Raw genomic sequence first — 25,282 nt, 5'->3', positions numbered from 1 at the left:
TAGGGTAAGGCCACCGGCCGCGCGGTGACGCCGTATCCGTAGGCTTGGCGACCATGAGCACACCTGTGTTGACCGCGGTGGCCTGGCCCTATGCCAACGGTCCTCGCCACATTGGCCACGTTTCCGGTATCGGCGTTCCTTCCGACGTCTTCGCCCGCTACCAGCGAATGGTCGGCAACAACGTGCTCATGGTCTCCGGCAGCGACGAGCACGGCACACCGATCCTGGTGCAGGCCGAGAAGGAAGGGCTCACCCCGCGCGAGACGGCCGACAAGTACCACAAGGTCGTCGCCGAGGACCTGCGCGGCCTCGGGGTCACCTACGACATGTACACCAGGACCACCACAGGCAACCACTACGCGGTGGTGCAGGACATCTTCCGCGCGTTGCACCACAACGGCTACATCATCCCGAAGACCACCACCGGCGCGGTGAGCCCGTCGACGGGGCGGACGCTGCCCGACCGCTACATCGAAGGCACCTGCCCGCTCTGCGGTTCCGACGGGGCGCGGGGCGACCAGTGCGACAGTTGCGGCAATCAGCTCGACGCGGCCGAGCTGATCAGGCCGGTCTCCCGCATCAACGGGGAGAAGCCGGAGTTCGTCGAGACCGAGCACCTGTTCCTCGACCTGCCCGCGTTCACCGATGCTCTCGGCTCGTGGTTGTCCACGAAGACGAACTGGCGATCCAACGTCCTGAACTTCACCAAGAACCTGGTCGAGGACATGCGGCCCCGGCCGATCACCCGGGATCTGGACTGGGGCGTGCCGATCCCGCTGGACGGGTGGCGCGACCAGTCCATGAAACGCCTCTACGTCTGGTTCGACGCGGTGATCGGCTACTTCTCGGCGAGTGTGGAATGGGCGCGCCGCAGCGGCGACCCGGACGCGTGGCGACAGTGGTGGAACGCACCGGACGCCCGTCAGGTGTACTTCATGGGCAAGGACAACATCACCTTCCACGCCCAGATCTGGCCTGCCCTGCTGCTCGGCCACAACGGCGCGGGGGACACCGGGGGTGAGGTGGGGCCCTACGGCGAGCTGAACCTGCCGAGCGAGATCGCCTCCAGCGAGTACCTCACCATGAGCGGCTCCAAGTTCTCCACCTCGCGCGGTACCGTCATCTACCTGAGGGACTTCCTGCGGGACTTCGGCCCGGACACGCTGCGCTACTTCATCTCGGCGGCCGGGCCCGAGACCCAGGACGTGGATTTCACCTGGGACGAGTTCGTCCGCAGGATCAACTTCGAGCTGGCCAACGAATGGGGCAACCTGGTCAACCGGGCGGTGTCGATGGCGCACAAGAACGTCGGCGCGATCCCGCGCCCCGGCACGCCCACCCGGGACGACGAGGAGCTCAAGGCGACGGCACGGGGCGCCTTCGATGCCGTCGGGGCACACCTGGAGCGTTCCCGGTTCCGCGCGGCCACAGCCGAGGCCATGCGGGTGGTGTCGGCGGCCAACAAGTACATCTCCGAGCAGGCGCCGTGGAAGCTCGCCGACGACCAGGAGCGCAGGGACACCGTGTTGCACACGACCCTGCAGGTGGTCTCCGACGCCAACACGCTGCTGACCCCGTTCCTGCCGCACGCGGCCCAGCAGGTGCACGAGCTGCTCGGCGGTACCGGGGTGTGGGCAGCCCAGCCGGAACTGTCCGAGGTGGATGACCTGGACACCGACGGCCGGGTCAACACGATCATCACCGGGGACTACACCACGGAGCAGGCACGGTGGGAGTCCGTGCCGATCGTGGTGGACCGCCCGTTGAGCAAGCCGAAGCCCCTGTTCGGCAAGCTGGACCCGGCGCTGGCCGAGACCGGGCCGGAATGGGCGCCGATCCAGGACGGCGGGCACCAGGCATGAGCAAGGAGCTTCCCCCGGTACCGGAGCCGCTGCCTGCCCCCGTGATCGACGCACACACGCACATGGATGCCTGCGGGGCCACGGACGCCGCAGGGGTCACCGAGATGGTGGATCGGGCCGAACGAGCCGGGGTCTCCGGCGTGGTCACCGTCGCGGACGATCTGGCCGCCGCGCGGTGGGCTGTCGACGCCGCCACGTGGGATCCGCGCGTGCGCGCCGCGGTGGCGATCCATCCGACCCGCACCACCGAGTTCGGAGCGCACGAGCAGCAGGCCATCGAGCGGCTGTCGCGCGCGGACGAGGTGGTCGCCGTCGGGGAGACCGGGCTGGACTACTACTGGGACTTCGCCCCGCCGCACGCGCAGCGGGAGGCGTTCCGGTGGCACATCGACCTCGCCAAGCGAGCCGGCAAGCCGCTGATGATCCACGATCGGGATGCGCACGAGGACGTACTGCGCATCCTCGAGGAGGAAGGTCCGCCTGCCGACGTGGTGTTCCACTGCTTCTCCGGCGACGCCGACATCGCGCGGCGGTGCGTCGATGCGGGCTACGTGCTGTCCTTCGCCGGGACGGTGACGTTCCGCAACGCGCGGCAGCTGCACGCCGCGGCGCGGCTCGTGCCGCGCGAGCAGATGCTGGTCGAGACGGACGCGCCGTACCTGACTCCGCACCCGTACCGGGGTAGGCCGAACGAACCGTACTGCGTGGCATACACGGTGCGCGGGCTGGCCGAGCTGCGCGAGGAACCGGTTGCCGAGCTCGCCGCGGCCACCACGGCGACAGCGCGCCGGGTGTTCGGCGCCGGGGAGTGGGCCGGGGCAGCGGCCGGCTCCGGGAGCGCGTCCGGCGAGCGGCGGGCACGGTAGGCCGCGTCCCGATGAACGGGCAGCGTTCAGCCACGGACCGTGACACCGCGATGAACGGGCTGCGACGCGAGTGGCCTGTACTCGTCCACCCGTGGTGTGATGACGGACACGCCGCCGCGCGCGGTGATTGCGGAACCCGCTCCGGTCCGTTATTGTCCTGTGACCGTACCGCCCGATCGCACGGACACCGCGATCGGGATCGGGCTCATCAGCACTTCGGGGGGTGCGGAGCCACACGCCGGAACCGCTTGTGCGAAAGGGATACAGCCCTGTGACTGTTGATGAGTCGCGCGGGAACTCGCGCTACGGCAGTCGATACACATCGGACGCCGCGGTATCGGGGCCCGTCGGCACGCTCGCGTGGCCCCAGCAGGACTGGCCGCGGCAGGACTGGCCGCACGCCGACGTCGACGACCATCCCGAGTTCTCCGCCGAGCCACGCATCACGTACCAGGATCTCCGTGCCGCACTGGGGCCGCAGGTCGACCAGATGATGGTCGAGGCCGACGTCGACGCCGACGAGCTGATCAGGCTGGTCAACGCGCAGACGACGGTCCTGCCGGTTATCCCGGACGTGCCCGACACGCCGGGCGGGCTCTACGTCGACGAGGCCCTGACAACCGAGCTGCCGGTGGTCGCCGAGCCGGAACCGGAGGAGTCCGGTCTCGGCTCCGCGGTGAAGCAGTGGAAGCGGCGCTTCCTCAAGGGCGCGGTCGCCGCGGTACTCCTCACGCTGACCGGCGGCGGTGCCAGCGCGCTCGCGATGAACAAGAGCGTCACGGTCGAGGTCGACGGCCAGGAGCAGACGGTCCGTAGCTTCGGCTCCACGGTCGGCGACGTGCTCGACGACGCGGGTATCTCGGTCGGCGCGCACGACGCGCTGTCCCCGTCACCGGATGCCTCGGTCAGCGACGGCGGGGTGATCAGCCTCGAACGCGGCAGGCAGCTCGAGCTCACCGTGGACGGCGAGAAGCGGGAGTCCTGGGTACGCGCCACCACAGTGGACGAGGCCCTCGGCCAGCTCGGGCTGGGCGACATGCTCGAGGAGGGTGCCTGGGTCTCCGAGTCCCGCCGGAGCGAGGTGCCGTTGGACGGCATGACGCTCGAGGTCAAGTCGCTGAAGAACATCACCGTGGTCGACGGGGCGGGGGAGCCGCAGCAGCTGACCACGCACGCCGTGACCGTCCAGGAGCTGCTCGAGGAGCTGGGCCTCGAGCTGGGCTCGGACGACGAGGTCGCGCAGGGTGTGGGCTCCGAGCTCACCGACGGTGAAGAGGTGCGGATCAACCGCACCGGCACCTCCGAGATCGAGGTCACCGAGGAGATCGAGGCACCTGTCGAGGAGGTCGAGGACACCGACCTCGGCGTGGGTGAGCGCGTGGTCGAGGAGGAAGGCGAGTCCGGCGAGAAGCTGGTGACCTACCGTGTGACCCAGCGCAACGGCGAGGAGGTCGCGCGGGAGGAAGTCGGCAGCGAGGTCCTGAGCGAGCCGGAGCCCAAGGTGGTCCGGGTCGGGCCGGAGAACCCGCCGATCAGTGACGAAGCCGTCTGGGAACGGCTCGCCCACTGCGAGTCGACCAACAACTGGTCCATCAACACGGGTAACGGCTATTACGGGGGCCTGCAGTTCGACAAGCCGACCTGGGACGAGTACGGCGGGACCAAGTACGCGGCCTACCCGCACCAGGCCAGCAGGGCGCAACAGATCGCGATCGCGACCAAGCTGCGGGACGCGCGCGGCGGTTACAGCGCCTGGCCTGCCTGCGCGGAGAAACTCGGCCTACCTACCTAGTGCCCGGCGCCGAGCCGAAGGGGCCCTCGGGTACCACATGTGCACCGAAGGCGCCCTTCGGCCTGCCGGGCGCGGCCGTCGCGCCGGGGCCGTAGGCTGGGCGGCGTGGCCGGAACCTCGGATGTGGCACTGCTCGGTCCGGCGGACGTTCGCTCACTGGCCGCCGAGCTGGGGATACGCCCGACGAAGAAGCTCGGGCAGAACTTCGTGCACGACGCCAACACGGTTCGCCGGGTGGCAGGGCTCGCCGAGCTCAGCGGTGCGGACGTCGTCCTCGAGGTCGGCCCGGGTCTGGGGTCGCTGACCCTCGGGTTGCTCGACACCGGAGCGAGTGTGGTTGCCGTCGAGGTCGACAGCGGGTTGGCCGAGTGCCTGCCGCGCACCGTCGCAGACCGGGCAGCCAGGCACAGCGACCGGTTGACGGTGCTGTGCGCGGACGCGCTGCGCCTGGAGGCCGCGCACCTGGAATGCCCTCCCACCACCCTGGTTGCCAACCTGCCGTACAACGTCGCGGTACCCGTTGTGCTGCACCTGCTCGCCGCGTTCCCCTCGGTGCGCCGTGCCCTGGTGATGGTGCAGGCTGAGGTCGCGGATCGGATGGTGGCCGGGCCCGGCGGCCGCGTGTACGGGGTGCCGAGCGTGAAGCTGGCGTGGTTCGGCACCGCGCGGCGCGCGGGCGCCGTGCCGAGATCGGTGTTCTGGCCGGTGCCCAACGTGGACTCCGCGCTCGTACGGTTCGACCGTGGCGAACCGCCGGAATCCGGGGACCGCGAGACGACGTTCGCGCTGGTCGACGCGGCGTTCGCGCAGCGGAGGAAGACGTTGCGCGCCGCGCTCGCCCCGCGGTTCGGCTCCGCATCGGCGGCCGCCGAGTCACTGGTCTCGGCCGGTATCGACCCGGCTACGCGCGGGGAGCGTCTCACCGTGTCCGATTTCGCCCGGCTCGCCGCGCGCGTGCGGGCCGCGGACTGTGACCTAAGTCAATGACGTGCCCCGTTGGCTTGCCAGCGGGCAACCGGATGCGCTGTAATACGCAAGGTATCCATCCCGAGCGGCTGAGAGACCTGGCTCGCTGAAGCCGCAGCAACCGCCCGCGGGGCCACGCCGGAAGGCGTGTTCCCCGTCACCACGGGCAGGTGCTACCGCCAGGTTCGATGGAGGAGCGCATGTACGTATCACGACTGCTGACACGACGTCGTGTCGTCGACGAGGGACGTCGGACCAACAGCGCCTGTCGTCGCTGACCGGCCCGTCCCCGTCCGCCTTCATCCCGCCCGCCGCGGCAGTGAGCCTGCCGGGCCGAGCGCGGGAAACCTCATCGAGGAGCATGTCGTGATCGCAGCTGAAAGTATCTCCAAATCCGCGCCCGTGCCGCATACCTCGCCGAGCCCGTCCGGAGCCATGGCGCTCTACGACGTGAGCACGGAGATCCCCGAGGGTTCGTTGAGCGGGTTGCTCGGCCCCGCGGGCTCGGGCACGTCGACGCTCGCGGCGATCCTGGGACTGCACGATGCGCCGGACTCCGGCGTGGTCCGCTTCAACGGCGTCGATCCGGTCACGCTGGACGCCGGCAAGCGCCGGGAGCTGCGCGCCAGGATCGGCCGCGTGGACTCGCGCTACGTGCTGCACCCGGAACGCACCGCCGCGGGCAACATCGCGGCCCCCCTGGAGCGTGCCGGCCTCGACGGCCCGGCACGCAGGAAGCGGGTCGCCGAACTGATCGACCTCATCGGGCTGACCCGGGGAGCTGCCCGCAGGCCCGCCGAGCTCAGCGAGGGGCAACGCAGGCGGGTGGCCCTCGCGCGGGCGCTGGCGACGCGCCCGTCGTTGCTGATCGCCGAGGAGCTGACCGACGACCTCGACGGGGAGCAGTCGGGCGGGGTGCTTGCCGCGCTGGACAGGGCGTGGGCCGAGTACGGCATCACCGTGCTTGTGGCCACCACGGACGCCGGCGTCGTGCGCAAGATCTGTGACCACGTCAGCGTGCTCTCCGGCGGGCGGCTCGTGGAGAGCGGTGCCCTGCTTGAGCTGATCGGCGACGAGGACAGCGTGACGGCGCGCAGCGTGCTGCCTGCCGTGGCGCACTCCGGCGCGGCGACGGGCTTCGACCGGCTGGTCGATGTCGTGCTCGTCGGGCACGCGACCGTGGCCTCGGTGCTCGGTGAGGCGGGTACCCGCTTCGGCGTGGAGCTGAGCACGCTCGGTGGCGGCGTCACGCGGGTCGGTGACACGCCGGTGGGGCGTTTCCGGCTGGGCCTCAGCGGCGCGGACAGCGACGCCGCGCTGCGCTGGATCTCCGAGCACGGCGGCAGGGTCAGCGAGGCCGACCTGGGCATGGCCGGGGTCGACGAGCTGCTCGCCCACCAGACCCGCAGCCTCGCGGGCGTCGCGGTGTAGGGCGCGCCGTACCGGGCTGAGCTACACGCCCGCGGGGGGTGCCCAGGTACGCTGGGGCCGTGCTAGCCGTTGTGCCGCCGCCCGTCACGGTCCGCGCGCCATCCAAGATCAACTTGCATCTGGGTATCGGGGACCAGCGCTCCGACGGGTATCACGAGATCAGCACCGTGTTCCAGGCGCTGTCGCTGTCCGACGACGTGACCGTGGCAGCCTCCGAGGAGCCGGGCGTCGACGTGCAGGGTGAAGGCACGGGCACGATCCCGCGGAACTCGGACAACCTGGCGTGGCGCGCCGTCCGCCTGCTCGCCGAGCACGTCGGGCGGCCGGAGGACGAGTCAGGGGTCCGGGTGATGATCCGCAAGGAGATCCCGGTGGCAGGCGGCATGGCAGGCGGGAGCGCGGACGCGGCTGCCGTACTGCTCGGCCTGTCCGCGCTGTGGGACCTGGACGTCACCAGGGAGGACCTCGGCACGCTCGCCGGGAAGCTCGGCAGCGACGTTCCGTTCGCGCTCTCCGGCGGCACGGCGCTGGGGACCGGGCGCGGCGACCAGCTTGTTCCCGTGCTGTCCCGGCACACCTTCCACTGGGTGCTCGCCTTCGACAACCGGGGCCTGTCCACGCCGAAGGTCTACGGCGAGCTGGACAGGTTGCGTGCCGTGGGCGACCCGCCGCGGGTGGGGTCCTACGACCCGCTCGTCGAGGCGCTCGCCTCCGGCGACCCCCGCCAGCTGGCGCTGCTGCTCGGCAACGACCTGCAGGCGGCGGCGGTGTCGTTGCGGTCGAACCTGCGCCGCACCCTGCGTGCCGGTGTGGAGGCCGGTGCGCTCGCCGGGGTCGTATCGGGCTCCGGACCGACCTGCGCCTTCCTGTGTACCGACGGCGACTCGGCCGTCGAGGTCGCGGCTCAGCTCGCCGGTGCAGGGGTGTGCCGCACGGTGCGGGTGGCGCACGGGCCCGTGCACGGCGCGCGCATCGTCGACGGTGAGGACTCGCCGGAGCCGACACCCCCGCCGCAGGTCCACGCCTGAGCGTGTGCGGTGAGCGGGTCGCCGGGGTGCGGCCTGCCGCGGGACGTGCCCGCGTAACCCCACGATCGAGGCGGGAACGCTCTGCCCGCAGGCAGTGCCGCCGCACCGTGCCGAGCCCCTGAGGGGTGTTCGCACGTTGCCTGCCGGGGACGCCGCGGGCTCCCGGCTGGGGTGGATGGGGTACCGGGACGGGACAATGGGTGAGAACGCTCGTCGAGAGGCTGGAATCCGTACATATGGCGAACCTGATCAACACCGAGTCGATTGCCAAGTCCTATGGCGACCGGGAGTTGCTGCGTGGCGTCTCGCTGGGCATCGACACCGGCGACCGGATCGGGGTCGTCGGCCTGAACGGGTGCGGCAAGACGACCCTGCTGGAGATCCTCGCGGGTGTCGAACCCCCCGACAGTGGCCGCGTCAGCTGGGCGCGCGACCTGCGGCTGGCCGTGGTGACGCAACGGACCGACCTCACCTCCGGTGCGCGGGTCGGGGACGCGGTGCTGGCAGGTTACGACGCCGACCACGAGTGGGCGGCGGACCCCCGGGTGCGCTCCATCGTGCACGGCCTCGGGATCGACGCGCTCGGTTTCGACACCGATGTCAGCACGCTGTCCGGGGGTGAGCGGCGCCGGGTGGCACTGGCCGCGGAACTGGTGCGCGAGCTCGACGTGATCGTGCTCGACGAGCCGACCAACCACCTCGACATCGAGGGCGTGAACTGGCTGGCCGAGCACCTGCTCGCGCGGCGGATCGCGCTGATCGTCGTCACGCACGACCGCTGGTTCCTGGACACGGTGTGCAGCCGCACCTGGGAGGTCGTCGACCTGTCGGTCGAGCAGTACGAGGGCGGCTACGCGGACTGGGTGTACGCGCGGGCCGAGCGCGCCCGTATCGCCAAGGCCACCGAGGACAAGCGCCGCAACCTGGCACGCAAGGAGCTCGCCTGGTTGCATCGCGGAGCGAAGGCACGGACATCGAAACCGAAGTACCGGGTGGAGGCGGCCGAGGCGCTGATCGCCGACGTCCCGCAACCGCGCGACACCGTCGAGCTGCACACCTTCGCGCGGCGCAGGCTCGGCAAGACCGTGGTCGAGCTGGAGGACGTGACGCTGCACGCGGGGCCGGTCCCCATCCTGGACTCGGTGACCTGGCGCATCGGGCCCGGGGAGCGGATCGGCATCGTCGGGGTGAACGGTTCGGGCAAGACCACGCTGCTGCGGCTGATCGGTGGGGAGGTCGAACCGGAGGAGGGCACCCGGGTGCAGGGCAAGACGGTGCGGCTCGCGCACCTGGTGCAGGAGCTGGAGGACCTGCCGGGTGAGCGCCGGGTGCTGGAGGCCGTCGAGGACGTCGCCCGCCGTGTCTCGCTCGGTAAGCAGGAGTTCACGGCCTCGCAGCTCGCGGAACGGTTCGGGTTCGGGTCCTCGCGGCAGTGGACACGGGTCCGCGACCTCTCCGGAGGCGAGCGTCGCAGGCTCCAGCTCGCCCGGCTGCTGATGAGCGAGCCGAACGTACTGCTGCTCGACGAACCGACCAACGACCTGGATATCGACACGCTCCAGCAGCTGGAGGACGTGCTCGACTCGTGGCCAGGCACCCTTGTCGTCGTCTCCCACGACCGGTACCTGGTCGAGCGGGCGTGTGACTCGGTGTACGCGCTGCCGGGGGACGGGACGGTCACCCACCTGCCTGGCGGCATCGATGAGTACCTCGCGCGGCGCGGGCGGCACACCGCGGCCGGGCGCAAGGACACCGGCGGGGCCGGGAGCACCGACTCCGGCGGGGCGGCCGCACGGGAGGAGCCTGCCACGCAGCAGCGGCCGGTCACGCCGGACCGGCCCAGCGCGGCCGAGCAGCGCGCGGCACGCAAGGAACTGGCCAAGCTGGAGCGTAGGCTGGACACGCTGGCGGGCCGGGAACGTGAGCTGCACGAGGAGCTCGCCGGGGCGGCCACCGATCCCGATCGCCTGATGGAGCTGGACACCGAGCTCAAGTCCGTCCGGCAGGAGAAGGACGAGGTGGAGAGCCGCTGGATGGCCACGGCCGAGCAGGTGGAGTGATCACCACGAGCACGGGCACAGATAAGCTCGGGGTCATGACTCGCTTCGTTGACACGCTGACCGCGACGGCAGCAGGCGTCGGGCTGCGTACCGGAATGACCACCGGTGAGCCGAACGAGCCGGTGCGCAGGACCTGGGCGGAGGTGCACGAGCGGGCGCGCGCGGCCGCGGGCGGGTTGGTCTCCGCCGGTATGCGCCCCGGGGCCGCGGTGGGTGTACTCGCGGCGGCCCCGGCCCTGATCGCGCCGGTCGCTCAGGCCGTGTGGCTGGCAGGCGGCAGCGTGACGATGCTGCACCAGCCGACGCAGCGCACCGACCTCGCCGAATGGGCAGAGGACACGATCCGGGTGCTGCGGATGATCGGCTCCGACCTGGTGCTGCTCGGCGACCCGTTCGACCAGCTGGCACCCGTGCTCGACGAACACGGCATCCAGTACCGGATGATCGCCGACCTGCTCGATGCCGAGCCGCTCGCCGAGCCGGTCGGCGTGACTGAGGACGATCTCGCGTTGCTACAGCTGACCAGTGGCTCCACCGCGGAACCCAAGGCCGTCAAGATCACGCACGGCAACCTCTACTCGAACATGACCGCGATGATGGAGCGCTCCGAGTTCGACCCGGAGTTCGACACGATGGTGTCGTGGTTACCGCTGTTCCACGACATGGGTATGGTCGGCCTGCTGACCGTGCCGATGACCTTCGGCGTGGAGCTCGCCAAGGTCACTCCCGCCGACTTCCTGTCCGGCCCGCTGCTGTGGCCCGAGCTGATCAGCAAGTACCGCGCGACGATGACGGCGGCGCCGAACTTCGCCTACGCGATCACCGGAAAGCGCATGGCACGCGTCGCCGAGGACGATGCCTACGACCTGTCCAGCCTGCGTATCGCGCTCAACGGGGCCGAACCCGTCGACGAGGAGTCGGTGCGCACGTTCGTCGAGGCGGGGAAGCGTTTCGACCTGGACCCGGGGGCGATCTTCCCGGCCTACGGGCTGGCCGAGTCCACCCTGGCGGTGTCGTTCGCCCCGGTGGGCTCGGGCCTGGAGATGGACGTGGTCGAGACCACGGCGCTCGAGGCGCACAACATCGCGGTCGCCGTCCCGGAGGGTGACCCGCGGCGCGGTACCGAGCAGGTCCGCTCGTTCGCGGTACTCGGCAGGCCGCTGCCGGGGCTGGAGGTCGTCGTCGTGGACGACGACGGTACCGAGCTCGGCGACCGTGAGGTCGGCGAGATCAAGCTCAGGGGCTCGGCCATGACCCCGGGGTACCTGACCACAGACGGCCCGGTGGCCGCGCTGGACAGTGCGGGATGGTTCGCCACGGGTGACACCGGCTACCTGGTCGACGGGCAGATCGTGATCTGCGGTCGCAGCAAGGACGTCATCATCATGGGGGGCCGCAACATCTACCCGACCGACGTCGAACGTGCGGCGTGCGGTGTGGACGGTGTGCGCGCCGGGAACGCCGTCGCGGTGCGGCTGGACGCCGGCACTCGCAGGGAACGTTTCGCGGTCGTGCTGGAGTCGAAGTCGGCGGGCGACGAGGAGGCCGAGCGGACCATCGCCAGGGAGGTATCCAGGCGCGTGGTGGATGCCGTCGAGATGCGCCCCTACGCCGTGGTGGTCCTCGAGCCGGGCAGCCTGCTCAAGACCCCGTCCGGCAAGGTGAAGCGCGCGGCCACGGCGTCCCATTTCGCCGAGGAGATCACCCGGCGCGGCCACGTCTGACGGTGGCCGCGACCGGCCTGCCCGCACACCGTGTCGGCTAGTTCGGCCCCGCGTGTTGGGCCCCTCGGCACACCATGTCGGGCCCGCCGGCCCACTGTGCTGGGCCGCTCGACACCTCGTGCCCGGTCAGCGCGCGTGGAAGATCGTCTGCGCCGCCGCGAGACCCTTCTCCAGCAGCGTCTCGACGGCGTCGGCGCAGGTTCCGATATGCAGGTCGAGCTCACGGCGCTCGGCCGCGGAGAAGTCCTTGAGCACGTAGTCCGCGGCCGGCATCCGGCCTGGCGGGCGGCCGACACCGAAGCGCACCCGGTAGTAGTCCTTCGTGCCGAGCGACTTGGTGATCGAGCGCAGGCCGTTGTGCCCGCTCTCCCCGCCGCCGAACTTCAGGCGAACCGCGCCGAAGTCGAGGTCGAGCTCGTCGTGCACGGCGACGATGCCGGAGGGCTCGACACCGAAGAACCGAGCCAGGCCGGATACCGGACCACCGGACAGGTTCATGTACGAGCGGGGTTTGGCCAGCACGACGCGACAGCCCGCGAGCCTGCCCTCGACGACATCGGCACGCGCCTTGTGCGAGGTGAACTTCTCGCCCATCCGGGAGGCAAGCTCCTCGAGGACGCCGAAACCGATGTTGTGCCGGTTGCCCGCGTAGCCGGGCCCGGGATTGCCGAGGCCGGCGAGCAACACGCGCTCGCCGGCTCCCGGAATGTCGCTGGGTTCGGTCACCGCTGGTGGCGCCGGTTATGCCTGCTCGCTGCCGGAGGAGGAGTCCTCGGTCTCCGACTGGTCCTCGACCATGCCCGCGCCCTCGGTGTCGGCCTCGGCCTCCATCGACTCGGCGGTCGGGGCCTCGTTCACCGCGACGACAAGGGCCTCGGGATCGGTGACCAGGTTGGCGCCATCGGGAAGCTCCACGTCACCCGCGTTGATCTGGGTGCCGATGTCGGCACCGTCGATCGAGACCTCGAGGTACTCCGGGATGTGCAGCGCGTCCACCTCGACGGACACCGTGTCCAGGTCGTGGTTGACAAGGCTGCCGCTGATGGCCTCGCCGGTGATGTGCAGCGGGATGTCCACGGTGACCTTCTCGCCGCGCTTGAGCACGAGCAGGTCGACGTGCTGGATGTAGTTCTTCAGCGGGTGCACCGTGATGGTCTTGGTCAGCGCGAGCTGGCGCCGCGAGCCGTCGACGTTCAGGCTGAGCACCGCGTTACGCCCGTTCTCCCGGATGACGCGGGCGAACTCGATGGTGGGCAGGGTGAGGTGCTTGGGGTCGGTGCCGTGCCCGTAGAGCACCGCCGGGATCTTGCCCGAGCGGCGGAAGCGGCGTGCGGCGCCCTTGCCGAACTCGGTGCGGGGTTCGGCGGTCAGACGTACCTCGGACACTGGTGTTCTCTCCTTGCGATCGTCGTGCGGATCGTGACCGGGTCGGCGGTCGAGCCACTGACACAGGAGCGTGTTCGAGGCGCGCGAGCACATGCAGCCGCATACCGCCACGCCGATCACGCTGGGCCGTGCCTGTTTCGTTGGGCCCGCCTCGCCGGGGCAACTCACCCATCGTACCCGCTCCGCCGTGACCGGCGGGTCACCCCTCACCCTGCGGTGGGCTGAATGACGCGTTCAGTCCACGAGACGGACTGAACGCGTCATTCAGCCCACCGTATCCAATCAGGCTTGGCCGTCGAACATGCTGGTCACGGAGCCGTCCTCGAAGACCTGCTGGATGGCCGTGGCCACGAGCGGGGCGATGGACAGCACCGACATCTTGGCGAAGCGCTTCTCCTCGGGGATCGGCAGCGTGTTGGTTAGCACGACCTCCCTTGCGGAGCTGTTCGCCAGCCGCTCGGCGGCCGGGTCGGACAGGATCCCGTGGGTAGCGGCGATCACGACATCCGACGCGCCCTCGTTGAGCAGCGACTCGGTCGCCTTCACGATCGTGCCGCCGGTGTCGATGATGTCGTCGATGAGCACGCACAGCCGCCCCTGTACCTTGCCGACCACACGGTTGGCCACCGCCTCGTTCGGCTGGTCCGGGTCGCGTGTCTTGTGGATGAACGCGATGGGCCGGTCACCGAGCTGCTGCGCCCACTTCTCGGCCAGGCGCACGCGGCCCGAGTCGGGGGAGACGACCGTGATGTCGCTGGTGCCGTAGTTGTCGCTGAGGTACTGGCACAGCACGTTCTGCGCGAACAGGTGGTCCACCGGGCCGTCGAAGAAACCCTGGATCTGCGCGGTGTGCAGGTCGACGGTCATGATCCGGTCGGCGCCAGCCGTCTTGAACAGGTCGGCGATCAGCCGTGCCGAGATGGGCTCACGACCCTTGTGCTTCTTGTCCTGGCGGCTGTACGCGTAGAACGGCATGATCACGGTGATCCGTTTGGCGCTGGCTCGCTTCAGCGCATCCACCATGATCAACTGTTCCATGATCCACTCGTTGATCGGTGGGCACTGGCTCTGGATCACGAACGCGTCGACGCCGCGCACCGACTCCTCGAAGCGCACGAAGATCTCGCCGTTGGCGAAGGTGCGCGCCTGTTGCGGGGTGACGCTCACGTTGAGGTGCTTGGCGACCTCTTCGGCGAGCTCGTGGTGCGATCGCCCGGCGAAGAGCATCAGGTTCTTCTTGGGGGTCCCCGACTTGGGGCTCATGACTGCGACTCCCGATCCGTCTCGCTGTGGTCCGTCGTGGCTCGTGCCTTCCGTGCCGCATCGGCGGCAGGTGTGTCCGGCCGTCGCCGCTCGACCCATCCGTCGATATTCCGTTGTGGTCCTCCGGATACCGCAAGTGTCCCCGGAGGCACGTTCCGGCGCACGACTGCGCCGGCCCCCGTGTGCGCACCGTCGCCGAGTGTGACCGGTGCTACCAGCACCGTGTCCGAGCCCGTGCGCACGTAGGAGCCGACCGTGGTGTGGTGTTTGGCGACACCGTCGTAGTTCGCGAACACGTTCGCGCAGCCGATATTGCTGTGCTCACCGATGGTGGCATCGCCGACATAGGTCAGGTGCGGGACCTTCGTGCCGGTCCCGATGTCCGCCTGCTTGGTCTCGACGAAGGTACCGATCTTGCCATCGGCTCCCAGGCTCGTGCCGGGCCTCAGGTGGGCGAACGGCCCGACGGAGGCACCGTCGCCGATCTCCGCGCCGGTGCCGTGCGTGCGCACCACAGCGGCGCCCTCGCCGACGCGGACATCGGTCAGCGTGGTGTCCGGCCCGATGGCGGCCCCCTGCCCGACGCTGGTAGCTCCGCGTAGCTGCACACCCGGCTCGACGACCACGTCGGGAGCCAGCGTCACGTCCGCGCCGATCCAGGTACTCGCCGGATCCACCACGGTCACGCCCGCGCGCTGCCAGTGCCGCACGATGCGCCGGTTCAGCTCGGCGCCGACCGCGGAGAGCTGGACGCGGTCGTTGACGCCCTCGGTGAGCCACGGGTCGTCGGCGACGAGCGCCCCGACGGTGTGACCATCCTCTCGCGCGATGCCGAGCACGTCGGTCAGGTACAGCTCGCCCTGGACGTTGTCCGTGGACAGCCGCTCCAGCGCACCGGAAAGCACCTCGGCGTCGAACGCGTACACGCCGGAGTTGATCTCGTTGATGGCCAGCTGCTCCGCGTCGGCGTCGGCCTGCTCCACGATGGCGCGGACCGCGGCGTTCTCGTCGCGGACGATCCGGCCGTAGCCGGTGGGGTCGGTGAGCACGGCTGACAGGATCGTCACAGCGTGCCCCGCGGATTCGTGCTCGGCCAGCAGCGCGGACAGCGTGTCCGTGCCCAGCATGGGCACGTCCCCGTAGGTGACCAGCACCGTGCCGGTCAGCGGCCGGGGCAGGGCGGCGAGACCGCACGCCACCGCGTCGCCGGTTCCGTTCTGCTCGGGCTGTATCGCGGTGGCAGGCTGCCTGCCGAGGCGATCGCCGACGCCGGAGAGGTGCTCGTCGACTGCCGCGCGGGCGTGGCCGACCACGACGACGAGGTGCTCCGGGTCGAGACCTGCCGCGGCGCGCACGGCGTGCTCGACCAGTGACCTGCCGGCGAGGGTGTGCAGCACCTTCGGGGTGGCCGAGCGCATGCGGGTGCCCTCGCCCGCCGCGAGGATCACCGTGCTCAGCGGGTCTCTTCCTGTTCGCTCGTTCGGCAAGTTCACCGTGTGATCACCTGTTACGGCTGGAGTGCTGTCCTGTCGGATGCCGCTTTCCACGTCTCGGGCCGGGCCGTTGACCGTTGTCACCGCCGACGCCGCGTGGGACTTCGCCCGAGGACCGGCGTCGCGGGCCGTGTCGAGCCGCCCTCCTCGGTCGTGCTGTCTCGGGGTTCTGATCCTACGTGCCCGCGTGTCGCGATCACTGAGGGCGTACTTCGCTGCCTGCTTCGTCCGGGTCGTCAGCGGGGAAGTGGTCGTCGCCGCCGTCCGCGGTCGTGGTGGCGACCTGGCTGCCGCCGCCACGTTTGGCCTGGTACATGGCCTCGTCGGCGCGGGAGAGCACGGACTCGGGGTGCTCGTGCGGTGCCATGGACACCAGGCCGATGGACAGCGTGACGCCCTGGGAGAGGTGGCTGGGTATGGCGGCGACGGCGCTGACGGCGCGGTTCATCGCGGCTTTCGCCGAGGACGCCGGTGCCCCGGGGAGCAGCACGATGAACTCGTCCCCGCCGTACCGGGCCACGAAGTCGTCGCCGCGCAGGGAGTCGCGGAGCGTGCTCGCGATCACACGCAGGACGTTGTCCCCCTCCGCGTGCGATTGCTCGTCGTTGACGACCTTGAAGCCGTCCAGGTCGACGAGCGCTACGGACAGCGGCTGCGCCGCCGCGGTCCCGGAGAGGGTGCGCAGCTGGTCGTCCAGCGCACGCCGGTTCGGGAGCCCGGTCAGCGGGTCCTGGAACGCCTGCGCGGCGATCGCGCCGTGCTCCGCGGACAGGCGCTCGTGCTCGCGGCGGGTCTGCAGGGTGACCGCGCGGGACTCGCGCATCGCCCAGAGCTCGGACTCGAGCGTGTCGGTGTAGGTACGCAGCGCGTCGGGGAGTTCGGCGTAGGGAGCTGTCTCGAGCCGGACGAGCTCGCGTTCCAGCGCGATCCGGATGGCGGTCGGTGCGTTGCGGTCCCGCATCTCCTGGAGCGTGCCCCGCAGGACGTCTACGCCGTCCTGGGTGCGTTCCTGCTGTTCCAGGCAGCGCACCAGCGCGATCGCGACGAGCGGCTTCTCGTGCGAGGCGGAATGGCTGGTCTTCGGCAGTAACCGGGTGAGCCGGTCGATGTGTGCCGCGCCGGGGCTGGCGATGCCCACCGCGGCCGCGAGCGTGCCGATCTGCTCGACCGCGGGGGCCTCCGACCTGCGGAACAGTGACTCCGCGAACGGTGCCTCCGCCGAGCCGGCCATGGACGCCGCGAGGTGGAACTTCTCCCGGGACTCCGCGACGCGACCGACGCGTTCCAGCCGCAGGCCCCATGCCAGCATCATGGTGATCAGGTTGAACACCTGCAGGGTGATCTCGTGCGGCCCCGCGCTGTCCCGGAGCGCACGGTGGGCCATCGTGCTGACCTCCTCGGCGACCTCGTAGATCGCCAGCTCGTTGAGCACGATCCAGCAGTCGACCAGGGTGCTGGCCAGCGTCCGGTCGAACTCGCGGCGCTCGTCGGAAGCCGATGGTGCCGCGATGTCGTCGACGGTCGCCAGCGCGCGGGCGAGCTCGGTCAACGCGGCATCTTCCTTGTCGTCGAAGGCCAGCAGCCTCCCCTGCAGCGCGTGCGCGCCGGCACGCTGCACCACGAGGCCGTGCTTGCGGGAGTGGGCGAGCAGTTCGTCGATCAACGGCTGGGCGTCCTGGTTGCGGCCGGGCAGGGCCAGCCGCCCCATCGCCGCGCTCCGCAGCAGGTTGGCGATGAGCGCGGGGTCGCCGCGGCGTTGGGTCTCGCCGAGGATGGCGTCGATCTCGGAGATGATGACGCGCTGCTCTGAGCTGCCGACCAGCTGGACGGCGGCGCGTAGTTCGCGCGCGCGACCTGCCAGCCAGGCGTCGGAGACCTCGTGCAGGGCTGGTCGCCTGGCCGACTGCCGATCATCCGCTCGCTCGCGCAGCGCGCCACCCCTTGCCGATCGTGGTGTGCTCCGCCGCCAGGATTCGAACCTGAACTGTCAGAACCAAAATCTGAAGTGCTGCCAATTACACCACGGCGGATCGAGTACGACCGCATCGTACCGCGCGCCCTGCGCGCCGGTCGGACCGTACACGCGGGGCGCCACCAGCCTAGCGGTTGGTCCGACCACCGTCCGGAGGACGGGGCCTCCCGGAGGGAGGTCGCGGCCGTCGGACACGCGCTTTGGTGGCCGGACCAGAGCTTGAAGAGATCACTGCGGTTGGTCCGGCCGCCGTCCGGCAGGCGGGGCCGCCGGAGGCGGTCGTGGCGGCCGGATCGTCCTTCTGGTGGCCGGACCGGAGCTTGGGATGTCACTGCGGTTGGTCCGGCCGCCGTGGGGTATCCCGGAGGGAGGTCGCGTCCTCGGGACACGCGCTCTGACGGTCGGATCGGAGCGCGGGGAGTGTCCGCGGGCGGGCGTGGCTGTGCCTGTGCACGGTCCGGGTGTGGGCCGGTTCGCGCCGCACGCGGGGAAGTTGTTGAGTCTTCCACGGCACAAGGTACTCCCCAAGACGCACAAGTTCCGGTACCGTAGGTTACGGGAGCGTAGGTAAGGCGATGCTGACTCGCCGCCTTGTTGACAGTACGACGCAGGAGGATGTGAAGCCCATGACGGCAACTCTGGACCGGCCGACCGGACCCGCCGATCAGCCCGAGCCCGCGGGAGCCAAACCCGTCATGAGCGGGAACCGGACGGCCGGTGTGCAAGCTTCCGTCTACCTCGGCGTCGTGATCCCGTTGCTGGCTCTGGCCGCCGCGATCCCGTTCGCGTGGGGATGGGGGCTCGGTTGGGTCGACGTCGGGCTGTTCGTCGTCTTCTACCTGTTCTCCTCGCTCGGCGTCACGGTGGGCTTCCACCGTTACTTCACACACAGCTCGTTCAAGGCCAAGCCGTGGCTGCGCAGCCTGCTGGCGATCGCGGGGAGTACGGCCCTGCAGGGCCCGGTGATCACCTGGGTCGCCGACCATCGCAGGCATCACGCCTTCTCGGACAAGGAAGGCGACCCGCACTCGCCGTGGATGTTCGGTACCTCGCCGGTGGCGTTGGCGAAGGGCTTCTGGCACGCGCACATGGGGTGGCTGTTCGAGCGGGGCAGTACCAACGTCGAGCGGTTCGCCCCGGACCTGGCCAAGGACCGCGCGATCGTGCGGATCGACCGGCAGTTCGCGATGTGGACCGCGGTGAGCCTGGTCCTTCCCGGTGTGCTTGGCGGGCTGATCACCTGGTCGCTGTGGGGTGCGGTGACCGCGTTCTTCTGGGCGGGCCTGGTACGCGCAGGCGTGCTGCACCACGTGACGTGGTCGATCAACTCGATCTGCCACATGATCGGGGAGCGGCCGTACGCCGCGCGGGACCGGTCCGCGAACTTCTGGCCGCTGGCCATCGTGTCGATGGGCGAGTCGTGGCACAACCTGCACCACGCGGACCCCACCTCCGCGCGGCACGGCGTAGGGCGCGGTCAGATCGACATCTCGGCCCGGCTGATCTGGATGTTCGAGAAGCTCGGCTGGGCATGGAACGTACGTTGGCCCACCGAGCGTCGGCTGGCCAGGCTCTCCGCCAAGTCCGTGTAGCCGTGCCGGGACAGCGCGGGCGGCGGCGTGGCGAACAGCCTGGCGAGTACTGCCGCGGGCCGTCCCGTGCCACGCCCGTCCGGAGGCGCGCTCGCCCGGCGTCGGTAGGGTAGCGGCGTGGCGGCCAGACGACGCGCGAAGAAGCAAGCTGCCACCGGTACTCGACCGGCGGCTCCCGTGGCACGTGTGCGCATGACCGGTACCGAGCGCCGGCAACAGCTGCTCGACGTGGCGAAGGCGTTGTTCGCCGAGAAGGGTTTCGAGGGCGCGTCGATCGAGGAGATCGCGCACCGGGCGGATGTCTCCAAGCCCGTTGTCTACGAGCACTTCGGGGGCAAGGAGGGCATCTACGCGGTCGTGGTGGACCGCGAGACGCACCTGCTGCTCGACCGGATGGTGTCCACATTGCACGGTGGTCATCCGCGCGCGATGTTGCAGCAGGCCGCGGACGCGCTGCTGGGTTACGTGGAGGAGTCGCACGACGGGTTCCGCATCCTGGTGCGCGACTCGCCCGTGGCCAGCTCGACGGGGACGTTCTCCAGCCTGCTCAACGATATCGCCAGCCAGGTCGAGCACATCCTCGCCCAGCAGTTCTCCGCGCGGGGCTACGACCCCAAGCTCGCCCCGCTCTACGCGCAGGCGCTGGTGGGGATGGTGGCGCTGACCGGGCAGTGGTGGCTGGGCGCGCGCAAGCCCAAACGCGACGACGTCGCGGCGCACCTTGTCAACCTCGCATGGAACGGCCTGTCGCATTTGGAGCACAAACCGAAGCTGTTCCCCGAGGAGTAACGCGGGCGGCCGCACCGCGAGGGCCGGTCAGGATCGTGGCCGTACCCGCAGCACGGTGTCGTCGTCGCCGTTGGTCGTTGTGATGTAGAGCGCGCCTTCGGGGCCGGTGCGCGCGGCCCGCAGCCTGCCGTGCGTCCCGTCCAGCTCCTCCGGCACGGCGACCTCGGTGACCCCTGCGCCCGCGTCCAGGCCGAACAGCAGTAGTTTCTCGCCGCGCAGCGCCGCCACGGCCAGGGCGCCGTCCCACCTGCCCCACTGCCTGCCGTCCAGGACGGCCGCGCCGCAGATCGCTTCGGTGTCGTCGCCGGTGTCCCACAGGGCCGGAACGGCATCGGGGTAGCGTTCGAGGTCGGTCATCGGCACGTTCTCGTCGTAGCTGTCCACAGTGCCGCCCTGGCCGGGATCCCATCCGTAGTTGCCGCCGAGTTCGAGCAGGTTGATCTCGTCGGCCACGGCGGGGCCGTGCTCGCTGATCAGCACCTGCCCCGTATCCGGATGCACGGCCACGCCCTGGATGTTGCGGTGGCCGTAGCTGGCGATCCTGCGCTCGTCGGCGTCGCCGGAGTCGGCGAAGGGGTTGTCCGGCAGGCCCTGCCCGGTGCCGAGGTCGACGCGCAGCATCGAGCCGCCGAGGCTGCCGCGGTCCTGCGGTACGTGCGGGTCGGCGGAGTCCCCCGTGCCCACCAGCAGCTCGCCGTCCGGCCCGATCGCGGGCCTGCACCCGGAGTGCCGCCCGCTCGGGTTCAGCGGCAGTCCGGTGACCAGGTCGCGGACGTGCTCGGCGCGCGTGCCGTTCGCGGACAGCCGCCAGGTCACCAGGCGGACGTCGGCCGGCTGCCCGCCCGGGCCGTGCGTCTGGCAGGTGGTGAACTCGCGGCTCTCGGCGAAGTCCGGGTGCACCGCGATCCCCATCAGGCCGCCCTCCCCCTCGGCGTACACGTCGTCCAGGTCAGCGGCCACCTCGGTGGCCCGCGCGCCCGGTTCGCCGCTGCCGAGCAGGGTGATCCGGCCGGGGCGCTCGGTGACGAGTAGCCGCCCGTCGGGTAGGAATCCCACGTCCCAGGGGTGGGTGAACCCGCCTGCGATCTCGTCGACCTCGAAACCGGCCACCTCCTCGGCGGCGGCGCTGTCCCCGGGCGACGGCGCGGTGCCGTCGGGGCCGCCGGGGCCACCGCCGTCGCCGGTGTTGCCGGTGCAGGCAGCGAGCAGGAGAGCCGAGACGAGTGCCAGGCCGAGCCGTGATGCGCGCATGACCCCAGGATGGCGTGCACGGCGGCTCGTGTGCAGTCTGTGCGCACCGCCGGTCGCCGGACCCGTAAGCTGGAGGCGGTACCCCTGCGCGCGGGTCGTCCCGGGCAGGGGTCTGTCCGCATGTTCGCATCCTGGGAGGTACGCGCGCCCGTGTCAGCGTCGCTGTCCGGACTGTTGTCCACGGTTCTGCCCACCCCAGCCTTGCGCACGCTCGGCGAACGCGCCGGATCGGCCACCCTCGATGTGCAGGGCCCCGCCTCGGCGCGGCAGCTCGTCGCGGCCGCGATCGCCGCGCCGGACGGCGGTGACCGGCCGGTTCTCGCGGTCACAGCCACCGGCAGGGAGAGCGAGGAGCTGGCCGCCGCGCTGGGCAGCCTGCTCGGCGACGAGGCTGTCGCGCTGCTGCCGTCCTGGGAGACGTTGCCGCACGAGCGCCTGTCGCCGCGGGCCGACACCGTCGGTAAGCGCCTCGACGTGCTGTACCGGCTGGCCCGCGCCGATCGCGGGGGGATCCGGGTCGTCGTCACCGCGGTGCGCAGCCTCATCCAGCCGATCGCACCCGGGCTGGGCAACCTCGAGCCGGTGGTGCTCCGGGCAGGCGAGGAGGTCGAGTTCGAAGGGGTCGTCACCCGGCTCGCCGACCTCGCCTACACCCGGGTGGACATGGTGGAAAAGCGCGGCGAGTTCGCTGTGCGCGGCGGGATCATCGACGTCTTCCCGCCGACGGCGGCACACCCGTACCGGGCGGAGTTCTTCGGCGACGAGGTCACCGAGATCCGCACGTTCGCCGTCGCCGACCAGCGCTCGCTCGCCGAGGAGGTCGGCGAGGTCATCGCGCCTGCCTGCCGTGAGCTGCTGCTGACCGAGGACGTCCGGGAGCGCGCCGCCGCGCTGGCCACCGAGCACGCATCGGACACCGGCCTCGCCGAGATGCTGACGAAGCTCTCCGGTGGGGTGCCCTGCGAGGGCATGGAGTCGCTGATCCCGGCGCTGGTGCCCGGCGAGATGGAGCTGCTGACCGACGCGATGCCGCGCGGCACCCACGTGCTGCTGGCCGACCCGGAGAAGGTCCGCGCCCGTGCCCATGACCTCGTACGCACCGGCCAGGAGTTCCTCGAGGCCTCCTGGGTGAGCGCGGCGGACGGTGGCCAGGCTCCCCTCGATCTGGGGACGTCGGCCTACCGCGATCTCGCCGAGATCGAGCAGCACGTCATCGAGACCGGCAGGTGCTGGTGGACGTTGTCCCAGCTCACCAGCGAGGATCCCGCGGTGGCGAGCACCGGTGTGGAGGCGGCACCCACCTACCGGGGCGACCTGGACCGTGCCGCGGCCGAGCTGCGCGCGCACGTGTCCGCCGGAGGCGCCGCGGTGCTGGTGGTCGCGGGCGCGGGTACCGCGACGCGCGCTGTCGAGCAGCTCTCGGCGGCCGAGGTCCCGGCGACGTCGGCGGCCGCCGGGTTGAGCGAGCCGCCGACCGCAGGCGTGGTCACGGTGACGTGCGGGGCACTCGCGGATGGGTTCGTCCTGCGGGACGCGGGCCTTGTCGTGCTCAGCGAGGCCGATGTCACCGGCCGCGGAGCGACAGCGGGACAGTCCACATCGGACCTCAACACCAAGATGCCGTCGCGCCGCCGCAATGCCGTCGACCCGCTGGCTCTGAAGCCGGGTGACTTCGTCGTGCACGACCAGCACGGCATCGGCAGGTACGTGGAGATGGTGCAGCGGACCGTCGGCGGGGCCACCCGCGAGTACCTGGTGCTGGAGTACGCCTCCTCGAAACGGGGGCAGCCAGGCGACCGGCTGTTCGTGCCGACCGACCAGCTCGACGAGGTCTCCCGCTACGTCGGTGGCGAGACTCCCGCGCTGAACAAGCTCGGCGGCTCGGACTGGAAGAACACCAAGGCCAAGGCGCGCAAGGCGGTCAAGGAGATCGCCGCGGAACTCGTCCAGCTCTACGCCGCGCGGCAGGCATCCCCCGGCTACGCCTTCGGCGACGACACCCCGTGGCAGGCGGAGCTCGAGGACGCGTTCCCGTACGTCGAGACCAGCGACCAGATGGCCGCCATCGACGAGGTGAAGTCGGACATGCGCAGCGGCGTGCCGATGGACCGCGTGGTCTGCGGCGACGTCGGCTACGGCAAGACCGAGATCGCGGTGCGTGCGGCGTTCAAGGCTGTGCAGGCAGGCAAGCAGGTAGCGGTGCTCGTGCCGACCACGCTGCTCGCCCAGCAGCACCTCACCACGTTCACCGAGCGGATGGGCGCGTTCCCGATCACCATCAGGGGGATGTCGCGGTTCACCGACCCGCCGGAGGCCGAGAAGGTTCTCGCCGGGCTGGCCGCAGGTGAGGTGGACATCGTGATCGGCACGCACCGGCTGCTGCAGACCGGTATCCGGTACAAGGATCTGGGGCTGGTCATCGTCGACGAGGAGCAGCGTTTCGGCGTCGAGCACAAGGAGCACATCAAGTCGCTGCGCACCCACGTGGACGTGCTGACCATGTCGGCAACACCGATCCCGCGCACGCTGGAGATGAGCATGTCCGGGATCAAGGAGATGTCGACGATCCTCACCCCGCCCGAGGACCGGCACCCCGTGCTGACCTACGTGGGCGCCTACGAGGAGAAGCAGGTGGCCGCGGCGATCCATCGCGAGCTGCTGCGGGACGGCCAGGTGTTCTACGTGCACAACCGGGTGTCGACGATCGACAAGGCGGCGCGCCGGATCCGTGAGCTGGTCCCGGAGGCGCGCGTGGTCGTCGCGCACGGGCAGATGAACGAGCACAAGCTCGAGAAGATCATCCAGGGCTTCTGGGAGCGCGAGTACGACGTGCTGGTGTGCACCACCATCGTCGAGTCCGGTTTGGACATCGCGAACGCCAATACGCTGATCGTGGAGCGCGGTGACCAGCTCGGGCTCGCCCAGCTGCACCAGCTCCGTGGCAGGGTGGGGCGCGCGCGGGAACGCGGTTACGCCTACTTCCTGTACCCGCCGGACGCGAACCTGACGCAGACGGCGCACGACCGGCTGGCGACCATCGCGCAGAACACCGAGCTGGGCTCGGGTATGGCCGTGGCCATGAAGGACCTGGAGATCCGGGGCGCGGGCAACATCCTCGGCGCCGAGCAGTCCGGGCACATCGCAGGGGTGGGTTTCGACCTGTACGTGCGGCTGGTCGGCGAGGCCGTGGAGTCGTACAAGAAGGCGCTGGACTCCGGCGGGCAGGAGCCGGACGAGTCAGAGCCCGCCGAGGTGCGGGTCGACCTTCCGGTGGACGCGCACCTGCCGCACGACTACGTGCCCGGGGAGCGGCTGCGGCTGGAGGCCTACCGCAAGATCGCGGCGGCCTCCGATGCCGACGAGCTCAAGGCGGTCGGCGACGAGCTCGTCGACCGGTACGGCAGCTACCCCGCGCCGGTGCGGCGGCTGCTGGCTGTCGCCGCGTTCCGCCAGGAGTGCAGGCAGTCCGGCGTGTCCGAGGTGACGTTGCAGGGCAGCACCGTCCGGTTCAGCCCGATATCGCTGGCCGACTCGCAGGTGGTGCGGCTCAAGCGGCTGTACCCGAAGGCCGTGTACAAGTCGGTGACCTCCACCGTGTCGGTCCCCAGGCCGACAGAGGGGCCCGCCGGTGGCCGGATGGGCGCCCCGCCGCTGCGTGACGAGGAGCTCCTCGAGTGGTGCACCCAGCTGCTGCGCTCGATGACCGGTTCGTGAGCCGCGCCCGCGCGTAACCGCGCGCGAACCTGCCTTGCCACGGGGACACGCCGTGCTCCGATCCGGGACAGTTCGTGCTGGTATGGCGGCTGC

At 70.5% G+C, this 25,282-nt stretch carries 17 protein-coding genes, 1 tRNA gene and 1 riboswitch; of the genes, 11 read left to right on the top strand and 7 right to left on the bottom strand.

Annotated features, from left to right (window positions below; translation table 11 throughout):
- The first annotated feature begins 53 nt into the window (after positions 1-53).
- From metG to H0B56_RS07935, 8 genes are all read left to right on the top strand, one after another.
- On the top strand, positions 54-1,862 hold the full coding sequence (metG, locus tag H0B56_RS07970) for a methionine--tRNA ligase (protein ID WP_180892254.1): 1,809 nt from the start codon (positions 54-56) through the stop codon (positions 1,860-1,862).
- On the top strand, positions 1,859-2,728 hold the full coding sequence (locus tag H0B56_RS07965; RefSeq protein WP_180892253.1) for a TatD family hydrolase: 870 nt from the start codon (positions 1,859-1,861) through the stop codon (positions 2,726-2,728). The genes metG and H0B56_RS07965 overlap by 4 nt, the downstream gene beginning before the upstream one ends.
- Positions 2,729-3,170: 442 nt before the next feature.
- A complete protein-coding gene (locus tag H0B56_RS07960; RefSeq protein ID WP_343063809.1) occupies positions 3,171-4,520 on the top strand; it encodes a resuscitation-promoting factor in 1,350 nt (449 codons plus the stop codon).
- 105 nt (positions 4,521-4,625) lie between these two features.
- Positions 4,626-5,507: a 16S rRNA (adenine(1518)-N(6)/adenine(1519)-N(6))-dimethyltransferase RsmA gene (gene rsmA, locus H0B56_RS07955; protein WP_343063800.1), complete on the top strand. Its 882-nt coding sequence runs from the start codon at positions 4,626-4,628 to the stop codon at positions 5,505-5,507.
- Positions 5,508-5,559: 52 nt separating this feature from the next.
- Positions 5,560-5,681: riboswitch (SAM riboswitch) on the top strand.
- A gap of 171 nt (positions 5,682-5,852) precedes the next feature.
- Positions 5,853-6,917 (top strand): ATP-binding cassette domain-containing protein, encoded by a 1,065-nt coding sequence (locus H0B56_RS07950; RefSeq protein ID WP_343063799.1) that lies wholly within the window; start codon positions 5,853-5,855, stop codon positions 6,915-6,917.
- Between the two features lie 59 nt (positions 6,918-6,976).
- Positions 6,977-7,945 carry a 4-(cytidine 5'-diphospho)-2-C-methyl-D-erythritol kinase gene (locus tag H0B56_RS07945; RefSeq protein WP_180892252.1) on the top strand — a complete coding sequence of 323 codons (969 nt, stop codon included), beginning with the start codon at positions 6,977-6,979 and terminating at the stop codon, positions 7,943-7,945.
- Positions 7,946-8,181: 236 nt separating this feature from the next.
- Positions 8,182-10,005: an ABC-F family ATP-binding cassette domain-containing protein gene (locus H0B56_RS07940; RefSeq protein WP_180892251.1), complete on the top strand. Its 1,824-nt coding sequence runs from the start codon at positions 8,182-8,184 to the stop codon at positions 10,003-10,005.
- Positions 10,006-10,040: 35 nt separating this feature from the next.
- Positions 10,041-11,729 carry a fatty acyl-AMP ligase gene (locus H0B56_RS07935; RefSeq protein ID WP_180892250.1) on the top strand — a complete coding sequence of 563 codons (1,689 nt, stop codon included), beginning with the start codon at positions 10,041-10,043 and terminating at the stop codon, positions 11,727-11,729.
- Positions 11,730-11,855: 126 nt separating this feature from the next.
- On the opposite strand, the gene pth is transcribed toward H0B56_RS07935, so the two are convergent.
- From pth to H0B56_RS07905, 6 genes are all read right to left on the bottom strand, one after another.
- Positions 11,856-12,455 (bottom strand): aminoacyl-tRNA hydrolase, encoded by a 600-nt coding sequence (pth, locus tag H0B56_RS07930; protein ID WP_180892249.1) that lies wholly within the window; start codon positions 12,453-12,455, stop codon positions 11,856-11,858.
- Between the two features lie 15 nt (positions 12,456-12,470).
- Entirely contained in the window at positions 12,471-13,115 is a 645-nt protein-coding gene (locus tag H0B56_RS07925; protein ID WP_180892248.1) for a 50S ribosomal protein L25/general stress protein Ctc, read from the bottom strand.
- Positions 13,116-13,397: 282 nt separating this feature from the next.
- A complete protein-coding gene (locus H0B56_RS07920; RefSeq protein WP_180892247.1) occupies positions 13,398-14,378 on the bottom strand; it encodes a ribose-phosphate diphosphokinase in 981 nt (326 codons plus the stop codon).
- The gene (gene glmU, locus H0B56_RS07915) at positions 14,375-15,871 is read right to left on the bottom strand and encodes a bifunctional UDP-N-acetylglucosamine diphosphorylase/glucosamine-1-phosphate N-acetyltransferase GlmU (RefSeq protein WP_343063798.1); all 1,497 of its coding nucleotides are present in this window, start codon (positions 15,869-15,871) and stop codon (positions 14,375-14,377) included. The genes H0B56_RS07920 and glmU overlap by 4 nt, the downstream gene beginning before the upstream one ends.
- A gap of 196 nt (positions 15,872-16,067) precedes the next feature.
- Entirely contained in the window at positions 16,068-17,579 is a 1,512-nt protein-coding gene (locus H0B56_RS07910; RefSeq protein ID WP_246360917.1) for a GGDEF domain-containing protein, read from the bottom strand.
- A gap of 250 nt (positions 17,580-17,829) precedes the next feature.
- Positions 17,830-17,901, bottom strand: a tRNA-Gln gene (locus tag H0B56_RS07905).
- Between the two features lie 568 nt (positions 17,902-18,469).
- Between H0B56_RS07905 and H0B56_RS07900 the strand changes: the two genes are divergently transcribed.
- Positions 18,470-19,435: an acyl-CoA desaturase gene (locus H0B56_RS07900; RefSeq protein WP_180892246.1), complete on the top strand. Its 966-nt coding sequence runs from the start codon at positions 18,470-18,472 to the stop codon at positions 19,433-19,435.
- A 192-nt stretch (positions 19,436-19,627) separates the two neighbouring features.
- Positions 19,628-20,224: a TetR/AcrR family transcriptional regulator gene (locus H0B56_RS07895; RefSeq protein ID WP_180892412.1), complete on the top strand. Its 597-nt coding sequence runs from the start codon at positions 19,628-19,630 to the stop codon at positions 20,222-20,224.
- A 27-nt stretch (positions 20,225-20,251) separates the two neighbouring features.
- Here the strand turns inward: H0B56_RS07895 and H0B56_RS07890 are convergent, their stop codons facing one another.
- Positions 20,252-21,475: a PQQ-dependent sugar dehydrogenase gene (locus H0B56_RS07890; RefSeq protein ID WP_180892245.1), complete on the bottom strand. Its 1,224-nt coding sequence runs from the start codon at positions 21,473-21,475 to the stop codon at positions 20,252-20,254.
- A 120-nt stretch (positions 21,476-21,595) separates the two neighbouring features.
- On the opposite strand from H0B56_RS07890, the gene mfd reads away from it, so the two are divergent.
- Positions 21,596-25,189: a transcription-repair coupling factor gene (gene mfd, locus H0B56_RS07885; RefSeq protein ID WP_219632393.1), complete on the top strand. Its 3,594-nt coding sequence runs from the start codon at positions 21,596-21,598 to the stop codon at positions 25,187-25,189.
- Positions 25,190-25,282 lie beyond the last annotated feature (93 nt).

The organism is Haloechinothrix aidingensis, from assembly GCF_013450155.1.
GTDB lineage: Bacteria > Actinomycetota > Actinomycetes > Mycobacteriales > Pseudonocardiaceae > Haloechinothrix > Haloechinothrix aidingensis.
This window is presented reverse-complemented; position numbering and strand designations above follow the sequence as displayed.